At 56.7% G+C, this 11,181-nt stretch carries 9 protein-coding genes and 2 pseudogenes; 3 read left to right on the forward strand and 8 right to left on the reverse strand.

The genetic code is table 11. The annotated features are described in order from the left end of the window. Positions 1 to 26 precede the first annotated feature (26 nt). Positions 27 to 1,070, forward strand: a pseudogene (locus U1R88_RS33685) (IS701 family transposase); the annotation flags it as partial. Between the two features lie 299 nt (positions 1,071 to 1,369). Beyond that, entirely contained in the window at positions 1,370 to 3,250 is a 1,881-nt protein-coding gene (gene ftsH, locus U1R88_RS33690) for an ATP-dependent zinc metalloprotease FtsH (RefSeq protein WP_322435243.1), read from the forward strand. 232 nt (positions 3,251 to 3,482) lie between these two features. On the opposite strand, the gene U1R88_RS33695 is transcribed toward ftsH, so the two are convergent. From U1R88_RS33695 to U1R88_RS33730, 8 genes and pseudogenes are all read right to left on the reverse strand, one after another. Further along, on the reverse strand, positions 3,483 to 5,438 hold the full coding sequence (locus tag U1R88_RS33695; RefSeq protein WP_425545525.1) for an erythromycin esterase family protein: 1,956 nt from the start codon (positions 5,436 to 5,438) through the stop codon (positions 3,483 to 3,485). Positions 5,439 to 5,591: 153 nt separating this feature from the next. Beyond that, positions 5,592 to 6,152: pseudogene (locus U1R88_RS35785) on the reverse strand (phosphoribosyltransferase); the annotation flags it as partial. 52 nt (positions 6,153 to 6,204) lie between these two features. After that, complete coding sequence (locus U1R88_RS33705) at positions 6,205 to 6,456, reverse strand: SHOCT domain-containing protein (RefSeq protein ID WP_322435244.1); 252 nt, start codon at positions 6,454 to 6,456, stop codon at positions 6,205 to 6,207. Positions 6,457 to 6,775: 319 nt separating this feature from the next. Further along, positions 6,776 to 7,180, reverse strand: coding sequence for a cytochrome C (locus U1R88_RS33710; RefSeq protein WP_322435245.1), 405 nt, complete (start codon positions 7,178 to 7,180; stop codon positions 6,776 to 6,778). A 408-nt stretch (positions 7,181 to 7,588) separates the two neighbouring features. Then, a complete protein-coding gene (locus U1R88_RS33715; RefSeq protein WP_322435246.1) occupies positions 7,589 to 8,335 on the reverse strand; it encodes a response regulator transcription factor in 747 nt (248 codons plus the stop codon). A 152-nt stretch (positions 8,336 to 8,487) separates the two neighbouring features. Further along, positions 8,488 to 8,664, reverse strand: coding sequence for a hypothetical protein (locus U1R88_RS33720; RefSeq protein WP_322435247.1), 177 nt, complete (start codon positions 8,662 to 8,664; stop codon positions 8,488 to 8,490). 100 nt (positions 8,665 to 8,764) lie between these two features. Beyond that, positions 8,765 to 9,589, reverse strand: a complete 825-nt coding sequence (locus U1R88_RS33725) for a dual specificity protein phosphatase family protein (RefSeq protein WP_322435248.1) — start codon at positions 9,587 to 9,589, stop codon at positions 8,765 to 8,767. 445 nt (positions 9,590 to 10,034) lie between these two features. Beyond that, positions 10,035 to 10,244, reverse strand: a complete 210-nt coding sequence (locus U1R88_RS33730) for a cold-shock protein (RefSeq protein WP_322435249.1) — start codon at positions 10,242 to 10,244, stop codon at positions 10,035 to 10,037. Positions 10,245 to 10,665: 421 nt separating this feature from the next. On the opposite strand from U1R88_RS33730, the gene U1R88_RS33735 reads away from it, so the two are divergent. Then, complete coding sequence (locus U1R88_RS33735; protein WP_322435250.1) at positions 10,666 to 10,992, forward strand: hypothetical protein; 327 nt, start codon at positions 10,666 to 10,668, stop codon at positions 10,990 to 10,992. Positions 10,993 to 11,181 lie beyond the last annotated feature (189 nt).

The following is an 11,181-nucleotide window of genomic DNA, read 5'->3' on the forward strand; positions in this document are numbered from 1 at the left end:
CAAGATATCGCGGTGTTGGGCGCTGTGGCGTGCTGCGGCGTAAGCCTTGGTTGCGAACCCCCGCAACCAAATGGGCCGGGGATTCCGGTCCGTGGCGTCAGCAGGTCATCCTGGGCCGCGGTCGCTGGGATGCGGATGGGCTGCGCGACATCGTGCGCGGCTACGCGCTGGAGACGTTGGCCGATGCCGACGCGGTACTGGTCATTGATGAGACTGGCTTCCTCAAGCAGGGCAAGGCGTCGTGCGGGGTGGGGCGTCAATACACCGGATCGGCGGGCAAGGTCACCAATTGCCAGATCGGCGTCTTTGCGTCCTATGTCTCGCGCCACGGCCACGCCTTCATCGACCGGGCGCTCTATCCGCCGAAGGCCTGGGCGGATGATCGGGACCACATGAACAGAGCGCATGTGCCTGGCAATGTCGGCTTTGCCACCAAGCCGGCTTTGGCGCTCGCCATGATTGAGTGCGCCATCGCATCGAATGCGCCATTTTCCTGGGTGGCGGCCGACAGTGTCTACGGTGTCGGTGACATCGAAATGGCACTCAAACGGGCCGCAAAGGGTTATGTACTGGGGGTGAATGCCAATCATCCCTTCCGCTCATGGGCAAAGCCGCAGGCCGTTGCCGGGACCGCCAAGGGCATCGCCGAGAGCTTGCCACAAACCGCTTGGCGGCGTCTGTCGGCAGGCGACGGCACCAGGGGCGCGCGGCTGCATGATTGGGCCTATCTCGAACTGGCCGATCTCGACGCTGGTGATTTTGATGCAACATTTCCCGGCATCTGGACACGGGGGCTGCTGACCCGCCGCAATATCACCGATGGCGATCTTGCTTTCTTCTCGACCTGGTGCCTGATCGGCACATCCATCGAAACGCTGGTGACGGTGGAAGGACATCGCTGGGCGATCGAGGACAGCTTCGAGACCGCCAAGAACGAACTCGGCCTTGACCACAACGAGACCCGTTCCTGGCACGGTTGGCATCGCCATGTCTCCCTCGTCATGCTCGCCTTTGCCATGATGGCGACGATCCGCCACCGCGCCAACGCCGCACGGCCCCCAAAAAGCTGATGAAACGGCCGCCGAAGCAGCCCCCGCCCTAATCCGCTGGTCGGTCCAGGAAATCCGACACATCGCCACCCGCCTCGCACGCGCGCGCATCGAACCGCCATACGCCATAGCCTGGTCGCTCTGGCGACGCGCTCATCAGGCCGCAGCGCGCAAGGCCCATCTCAAATCGAAATCGCAACTGTAATGCTAGAGCGCGTCGCACATCGCGCTTCTTGCGGCAGATCAAAGCGGCTTGGTCTCGTTGATTCTAGGACTTTCGAATTCGCAGAGGACCGTTCGGCAACAATTGGATTTTTTCGATGAGCACGAAGCCTGCCGATCGCAAGCAACGCATCGCCGTCTGGTCCATTGTTCTGGCCTTTGTGAGCTTCGCGGTGCTCCAGTTGATCTGGGAGAACCGTGATCAAGCTGAGACCATTGCCTACAGCCAGTTTGAAACATTGGTGCAGGACGGCAAGGTGGCAGAGGTCCTGGTGGGTGGCGATCGCATCGAAGGGCGATTGAAGGAGCCGCTGCCGAGCGGCCGCACGCAAATCAGCACCGACCGAGTGGAGCCGCAACTGGCCGACCGGCTCGCCGCGCATGGTGTAATTGTTCGCGGAGCCTCGACAGGCGGCTTTTGGCAGGCGGCATTGTCCTGGCTGCTGCCGGTGCTTGGCGTCTATCTGCTCTGGATCCTCATGACCCGCGGCTTTTCCGACCGGCAGGGGTTTAGTGGCTTGATGTCCATCGGTCGATCACGCGCCAAGGTCTATGTGGAGAAGGACATCCGCGTGACGTTCGCGGATGTTGCCGGTACCGATGAGGCAAAGCTGGAGCTCCAGGAGATCATTTCCTTCCTGAAGGACCCCAAAGGCTTCGGCCGCCTGGGTGCTCGCGTTCCCAAGGGCACCCTTCTCGTCGGACCGCCGGGGACAGGCAAGACGCTGCTAGCCAGGGCCGTGGCAGGCGAGGCTGGAGTGCCGTTCTTTTCGATCTCGGGGTCGGAATTCGTGGAGATGTTCGTCGGCGTCGGCGCCGCTCGCGTTCGCGATCTTTTCGAGCAGGCCCGTCGGGCGGCGCCTTGTATCATCTTCATCGATGAACTGGATGCCCTCGGCCGCAGTCGAACCGCAAACGCCATGGGCGGCTATGACGAGAAGGAACAAACGCTCAATCAACTTTTGTCGGAACTCGACGGCTTTGACCCCAGTTCCGGTGTCATCCTCCTGGCTGCGACTAACCGGCCGGAGATTCTCGATCCGGCACTGCTTCGTGCCGGTCGGTTCGATCGCCAGGTGCTGGTCGACAGGCCCGATCGTGGCGGCCGATGGGCGATCCTCAAGGTCCATGTCAAGAAGATCCGGATAGGCCAGACAGTCGATCTCGATCGTATCGCTGGGATGACGATCGGCTTTACCGGCGCCGACATTGCTAATCTAGTCAACGAAGCGGCCATTGCCGCGACCCGCCGTAATGGCGATAGCGTGAACTTGGATGACTTTACCTCCGCAATCGAGCGGATCGTGGCGGGCGCAGAAAAACGAAGCCGTATCCTCGCGCCCTATGAACGCCGGCGTGTGGCTTATCACGAGATGGGTCATGCTTTAGTCGCGGCCAGCCTTCCCGGTGTCGACCTGGTCCAGAAAGTCTCGATTGTGCCGCGGGGGATCGGCGCCTTGGGTTATACCATGCAACGGCCGACCGAGGATCGTTTCCTTCTTGCGGTGAGCGACCTTGCCAACAGGATGGCGGTCCTCATGGGAGGGCGTGCCGCAGAAAGACTGGCATTTGATGGCGACATCTCCACGGGTGCCGCCGACGATCTCCAGCGCGCAACCGAGATGGCGATCGACATGGTGACACGATATGGCATGGATGCGACCGTCGGCGCCCGCACTTATACCTCGTCAGCGCAAAGCTTCCTGGGCTTGGCCCGCGACCGTCTGTTCAATGCAGCCGATGAGACAGGCCGAGAAATCGATCTTGCCGTGCGCCGCCTGCTTGACGATGCCGAAAAATGTGCCCGCAAAATCCTCGAGCAACGCCGTTGTGATCTCGAAAAGGGCAGCGCTCTGCTCCTTGAAAGGGAAACACTCACGCCCGAAGAATTTCCTCCTCTAGGTTCGGGTAAACCAGCCTCCCCCGAGAGCCTGGCACAGCTCGCCATGCCGTCAAATTCGGCCCATCGCGCCGTCTAGGCAGGCGACGCCGTTGCGAAAACCCCGACGTTGTTGAAACGATCATGATTTGACGCAGAGCCGCGCCCGTTTTGCCTGGAGACGCCTCCATGAGCGAGGCACCCAAATCCACCTGCCAGGACATTTGTTCTGCCTCGAGCATGGCTGCTGACGCCACCAGCCTTCAGCGCTTGGCGGCCCAGCAAGCCATCTGATGGCTCGCGCGCCGGATGACGCCTTGTGCGCTTTAAGATCAGAGGCCGAAGGGATAGGTCTCATCTTCGCCGGTGACCGCCTGTGTCGGCAGAGGAACTACCGCACTTGTCTCGTCGAACCAGACGAAAGCATCGTACTGATCAGGCAGCGAAGCGTAGGTATAGTGGCTCCAACGCTCGGTTTCCGGCCGATAGACAACGCCAATATAGCGCTCAAGCCGCGGTTCTGCCATGACGCGGCGGAGATCATCATGCTGCCCGGTGCGTAAGTCCAGCAGGAAGCGGTCATTGCCAACTTCATGGCATAAAGCCTCGTAGCTGTCTGAGCGAGACGGGCGTATAGCCTTGATCTCCATCGGTGCATCCCACTCCGATGCCGCGGCGACGGTACCGGTGTGTGTCCCAAAGCCGATCAAGGCAGCATCCTCCCCATAGGCCTGCCTGCACAATTGGCCAATGTTCAGTTCGCCTCGCTCTATCCCCATATCGGTGAACCGTGCATCTCCAATATGAGAATTGTGTGCCCACACCACAGCCTTTGCCTTTGAACCTGCCCACGCGAGAATGTTCTGCAGGGTTTTGAACATATGTCGATCACGCTGGTTCCACGATTCGTGGGCGCCGTAATACATGGCGCGATAGTAGCGTTCCGCATTGGCCACAAGACGTGCGTTTTGCATGGCGTCGAAGAATTCCGCGCCATCCTTTCCTGCGTATTGGAGTTCCTTTTGCAGGAGATCGACGAGGATGCGCGTCACAGGCCGTTCGCACAATGCATAGCCCTTGGTCAGCGACGCGCGGCCATAGGCTGCCGGCTCCCTGGACCAGGGCGACAGGCAGGCATAACGCCCGCGAGCCAGTTCTGCGGCTTGAGGATCCACGCGATCCAGATAGGCCAGCACTGCGGCCATCGATGCCGTCAAATTGTAGAGATCGAGCCCATAGAAGCCGACTTTGTCTTCAACCAGCTTTGTCGCGTTGTGACCGCGCAGAAAGTCGACAAAGGCATCGACATCCTTGTTGCGCCACATCCAGGTCGGAAAGCGCGCGAACGGCGCAACACTCATTGGCCGATGCGGGCGTTGCCGGACATAGCGATCGATGGCGGCGGCATCGGGCCAGTCGGCTTCCACGGCGACAATGGTGAAGCCATGTTTTTCAATGAGCCGACGCGTGATGGCTGCGCGGGCCCTGTAAAATTCCGATGTGCCATGGGAGGCTTCACCAAGTAGCACCACCCGTGCTTCGGCAAATCGCTCGAAAGCGGTGGCGAAGGCCGGGTCGTCCGGCGATGGCAAAGGTTCGGCAGCGGCTCGCAGGACGGCCACCGCCGACTCCTGCCGTGATGGCTGCATCCCCGTTCTCGCGGGCAAGTGACTCGGCTTCTGCGGCGACAGATAATGCTGGAACCAGGCGCTTGCCATGACGGTCACCGCCTCCAGTGCGCCCGGCTCCTCGAACAGATGTGTAGCGTCAGGAACGATCCGCAGCAGCTTTTCACACGTAAGGGCAGCCAGGGCCTTGCGATTGAGAGCAAGGACCTGTTGATCATCACCGCCAACAATGAACAGAGAAGGCGCCGCGACCTCAGCTAGCCGTGGCCCAGCCAGATCGGGGCGGCCGCCGCGAGAGACCACCGCCGCCACGCGGCCTCTAAGTTCAGCCGCCGCCAGCATTGCTGCGCCAGCCCCTGTACTGGCGCCGAACATGCCCAACGAAAGATCGGCGATATCAGGCTCCGCTCCGATCCATATCACAGCCTCGAGCAGGCGTTCCGCGAGCAACGGAATGTCGAAGATATTGCGACGATCTTTTGCCTCGTCTGTCGTCAGCAGGTCCAGAAGAAGGGTAGCAAAACCCTCGGCGTTGAGGCGGTCGGCAACGGCAATGTTGCGCGGACTGAGCCGGCTCGACCCGCTGCCGTGAGCGAAGAGAACGATGCCGCGGGGGTTTAGCGGTACGCTCAAATCGCCGACTAGGCCAAGGGGAGGCACTGCAATCCGGCGCTTGGCGGGTTCAGACGCAGTTCCATCCCCCTCGGCCCATCCCTGCCGCAGCAACCCGATGGTCTCTTCATCGGTGAGCTGATGGAAATCCTCATAGAATGAGCCGACGCCCCGGAAACTCCTGGCCGGATGCAAGCATATGACGATATCGGCGTGCTGACGCAGTTCGGCGAGCGTTGCTTCCGGCGCCACAGGAATGGCAAGGACGATCTTGGCGGCTCCCTGGCCTTTGATCGCGATAAGGGCGGCTTTCGCCGTGGCGCCCGTGGCGAGACCATCATCAACGATGACGGCTGTACGTCCGGTCGGCTCCAATTGCGCGCGATTTCCGAGATACAGCGCGCGGCGGCGCTCGAGCTCGATCAGTTCGCGCTGCCGCGCTCGTTGGAGATAAGCATCATCGGCACCAGTGGTCATCCGGACGTCTTCGTTGATGACGGTCCTGGGGCTGTTGCCATCGACAACGGCGCCAAGCGCCACTTCCGGCGCACCAGGTGCCCCGATCTTGCGAACTAGGATGAGATCGAGCGGGGCGTGCAGCGTACGCGCAATTTCCAGCGCCACCGGAACTCCTCCGCGTGGCAAGGCATAAATCACAGGACGATCGAGCGAGAGCGCAACGAGTTTGGCCGCCAACTGACGCCCTGCATCGGTCCTGTCCGCAAACTGGAAATACGATTTGGCCATTGTAGTATCATCCATAAACAATGCCGCGCGCTTGAGAGTAACTGCCAATCTACTTCCAGCGAATGGTTCATTCGCCGAGTATATGGCGTCGATCCTCAAATTCAGCCTTGTCGATCTCGCCGCGTGCAAAGCGCTCTTTTAGAATGTCAAGAGCAGTTCGGTCTTGATGGGGATGATGAAGCGGTGGTGTTGAACTATGCCACGGTCCGCATAGCCAACGCCCGAAAAGGACAGTGGTCGTAATCAACACTGCCAGAAAGAAGATCATAAAGAGTGGGCCAAAAAACATGGCATGCCAACCACCATCCCACGCCATCATGTGCGGACCCCAAACATAGCGGTCAGTGTCTGACGGCTCCTGTGCCCACGCAGCGCTCGGTAGGACCAAAGCGAGACCTGTCAATGTGACCAAATTTCTGCGCATCGGTTCGCTCCATCGTTGACAAGCTCCCTTTGTACTTCAGCAATCGGCGCGACACTTTGCGCTTGATCAAGCTGCCGACCAGCTTGAGCACAGCCGTGGTCTGGCGGCCGGACTGACAAGTAGTGGTCCGGCTGCCGACAAGTTTGCAACACAACCGCAGCATCCCTCGCTCAGGCGGAAGCTTAATCACTGAGATTGCTCGCCAGCCCGTTGTTTACTTCGCCTGGCGGTTGATGAAACGGATAAGTGCATCTTGCTCTTGTCGGGTGAGCGACATGTCGGGCATGCGAGTATGGGGCATGGAGAGAAAAGCGCGCAAAGTAGTAGCTTTGAGACGTTTGCGTGCGATTTCACGAAAACTCGGAACGGCATCCGATATTTCGGCCTGCGACGAGGAAATCAAATGACAACTACTGCACCACTTCCGAGCAAGCGCGCTCCCGTCGGAAGAGGCTGCTGCTGATATCGTTGTCTTTGGCAAAAACAAGACGAAGAGCAGGCAGAAGGCTGTGCAAACTCGGAACATGACCGAACCTCCCAAAGACTGAAAGCCGCTGTCGCAAAAAAAATTGAGCGAGATTTCATGCCCCAAGACGTCTTGGGGCAGATCAGATTCCATTAGGAGCCCTCCTGGCGATCTCCTATGGGTAAGCAAACAACATTCATTGTTGGTTTTACTGTCTTCATACCCAATTGGCTTTGACCCGTATCAATGAGCCGGGATCAGGCGGACCCGCGTTGCCGAAAAGATGTCAGAAGATATCAAAGATCTCCCGTCAATGCGGACCTTCAAGAATACACCCGCCGACGGATCGGGCCGGCGACATACAGGGGGCGTTGTTGATTGATTTCACCGTGAGCGACATCTTTCTGCCATCTCCCACAGGCCACAATCGACCGACTTCCGCGCTGTGGGAACCGTTCTTTCAGGGCAGCGACCGATAACTCCTCCTATCGTGACTTTGATGAGGCTTGATTTGTCATGTAAGGTTGCGTATAGAGATAAAGCATACATTTTTTTCATTTACTAAGTATTTTGCGAATTTTTCCCTATAAAAATCTGATTTATCAGATAAGCGACTTCAGTGCGGTTGCGGGCTTTGATTTTCTGCATAATATTTCGAATATGCACCTTTACAGTGCACTCTTCCATTTGCAGTTTATAGGCGATGATCTTGTTTGGTTCGCCTTTGCGAAGGCGTTCGATCACATCTAACTGCCTCCGGGTGAAGGGAGCGAGTTCAACGCTCATGTCCCCAGAATGTACGATGCAACGCTTGGAAAGCAGATGTGCGGCAGGAATAAAAGTGCCGCCGGCCAATACCAGTCTAATGGCTGCCGCGGCAATATCAATGCTTGAACTCTCCGGAATGTATCCTCTGATACCCCTGGCAAAAGCTGAAGATAGATTTTCTGGTGTTTCAATGTTTGAGACAACGATAATTCTTGCATCACTTCGGAATGCTCTAATTTTCTCAATATTGTCTAAATCAAGAGACTGTGCTTCAGGTTGTCCATATATAGATAATAAAATGATCGGATTGATTTTCTCCTGGCTGGAGGATTTCCATTCACATATTGAATCATATGAAACAATAGGTACTTCAAGGTTGAAATCTGAAAGTGCTTTTGTGATGCAATTTCTAATAAAAGCGAACTCGTTGATAATGACGAGACGGATTGATGGATAATCTTTTGTGCCGCAGGGGGCCATGTCGTCAGAACCATCGTGCACTATCTGTCCATCCGAACTGGTGTGAAAGAGAGCGATCATTTTTGATGAGCCAGCCCGTACGCTAATTAAGTGGCCCCCATCTGCCGACGATTACCGGTTCTCGAAGACCGCGGCATTGATTCAGATCAGAGGTTTAAGAAATCAACCCACTGACTCACAGCAGCTGATGTGCTCGGTCGAAAATCTCAGCTTCAGTTCTTGACCTGCCGGATCATGCTCCGGAACCGTCGGACCAGGGTGCCGATCACAGCATGCGCCAGCAGTGGATTGCTGGCAAAGGCTCCGCGCAATACCGCGGCCTTAACGCTGATCTGCTGCTGCGGACTCGCGGAGCGGTAATCGCCGGGTTTGAGGAACGAGACCGACACTGTGATCGTCCGCGAGTTCGGAAAGACGGAAGTCGAGGGTGGTGGTTTCAGGACACGAACGGCTAGACGCCCGAACTTATTGCGATCGGCGTACTATTTATCAGCTGTCATAGCCAAGCCACGGCTCTAAATGCTCCCAGCTGCGGGTCATCGCGTAAGTTGGCAAAAATGATAGCGCGATATGCCCATAACGGATCGACAATTGCGCCTCGGCTGCGTCCTCGCCGGCCTTGGCAATGGAGGCCAGATAAAGGGCCGAAGCGAGCCCTGTCCGATCCGATCCAGAGGTGCAATGAATAAGGATCGGTTTAGGCAGAGCGGCCAGGATAGCTATCAGGTCTTCGGCTTGTTGTCGGGACAAGTCCTTTTTGGCTGACATCCGGAAATCGACATGCTGGATACCGAGACTGTGTGTGGCGGCCAACTCCTTGTCGTACCAATGCATACCGGGATTGGCTCCGCGCAGATTGATCACCGTTCTGATGCCATATCGCTGCACATAGTAGCGCAGATATTGGTCGTTCAATTGCGCCGAGCGATAAACTTGGCCCGGCACGACAATGCCAAAATTGCCCGAATACAGCGCTCCGCCGGCATAGGCCGCTACGAAGAGCGCAACGAGACCCAGTGCTGTTCCGATCCAGGCCATTGGGCGTCCCATAATGTGGACGCGGGATTGCCGATCGTTCAGTGGTTCGGCTCGCACTGTTCGCTTGAGGAGGTAACGCGCATAGAGCCGGCTATAGAACAAGCCAGCCGCTGCCAGGAAGGCCACGATCAGTGCCGTTGCACCTAGCTTCGGTCGATCGCTCTCGAAATAGCTGCCTATCCCTGATGACAGCATCATGAGCAGCAGGAAGAAGGTCGATGTGCGGTTTTCCCTGCTGTAAAAGGTCTGGGCGAAGGCAAGTATCCTGTTGTTCATGTTTGTCGTCCGCCTCATCAGCGTCTCAGCCAATGGTTGCCTATATGTTCCATAGCTCGGAATTGTTGCGGGCAGATGGCTGAATTACGTCGGACTGGAGAGTGGTCGATCACCAGGGATGTAGTTGATCCATAAAAGAAAACCCGACTCCATGGAGCGAGCCGGGCCAAGTTGGCAACGTGCCGTAACGCGTAGGACCGTTGCTAACTCAAGTATGTCATGTCATCGGCATGAAAATATTGATTTATGTCAGTACATATTGGAATATTTATCGTAAATTTTAGTAAAATATATAATATTACCTAACATGCGAAAGTTGGCACTGATTAAGAAAATGCTGCCTCACGTTGTCTTGACATGAGGCAAGGCTCAGTAGCCACGCAATGGGGCTTTACTTTAGGCCCTGTATCTCCCGCTTCCTGTATCATCTTGTCCCTTGCTGATCCTAAGCGAGGTGGAGGTTCCCAGCTTTCAGTTTTCCGGTTCTTCGATCGGCCACTATCTCGTAGGCAATCTTCTGACCTTCTTGAAGGTCTTGCAGCCCCGCTTTTTCGACTTCGCTGACATGAAGAAAAATGTCGCTGCTGCCGCTGTCTGGTTTGATGAAGCCATAGCCTTTATTTCGATTAAACCATTTGACGGTCCCGATGGACATGGTTTTTCCTCAAAAAGGAGCCCGGCGGTCAGTTTCACCGGGCCAAGGAAGGGTCGCTAACAGCAAACTGGAACGGTTCCATATGCTGCTTGAGGCAATATAAATGAAATGACCGAGCGGGCTTTGATATGGATCAACCGTCGCTGCCAAGCCACCGCCGGAATCTACTGCCGCCGTATGACAAGGAATAGGAAGGGCGCTGCACTGGTGTCTTTCCTCGCTGGCGAGGGCACTCGTGGTGGGATAAGGGGCGAGACAATCGTCCTGTCGAAATGGTCCCGCGTACTGGCGTGGTTAGCGCTTCGTGGTCCGTTCCGCCCTGTAAGCGATCACGGACATATCGGCCCAAGCATGCGTATGATTGCCCTCGTCGAAGGATTTGCTATGATGCTGCCTTGCGTTTCCTGCGCGGGAGAGCGCGATGGACAAATTCGTCGCACGCGCAAATATCGATCATTACCTTGGCATCTTGAACGGCGCTGATTTAAGTGTCTCCGATCGAGCGACCGTGATTGTGTTGTTGAATGCTGAAATAGATCTTTTGAGCCAACATACAGATCAAATTTCCTTTGCCGAGGATAGACATGCAAGGAGCCGAGTTCAGGTCGATCATCAGAAGAATGTGCGTGACGGCTTCGCTGACGGCTCTCGAGAACGCGAAATGGCGAATGGCCGTGTGGCAGAAATGGAAGCTGTCTGCGCGCTATTGGATCAATTTCGTCGCCGGCTTTTGAAAAATGCTGTCTGATGCCGTTTCAGGCGCGGCATTTGCGGCTCGACGGACATCATCGAGATAATCGTGAAGCCGGATGCCAGTTTCGCAGCTCCCACGGCATAATTGGAATTCAGGCTTCTGCCTGACTAGGCCTCGTGGACAAAGCTTGACGGCAAGGCTCGGGATTGATTCAAGGCTGCTTTTTGGAGGCAGTTTTGGGCG

The sequence above is a fragment of the Labrys sedimenti genome (assembly GCF_034424805.1).
GTDB classification, from domain to species: domain Bacteria; phylum Pseudomonadota; class Alphaproteobacteria; order Rhizobiales; family Labraceae; genus Labrys; species Labrys sedimenti.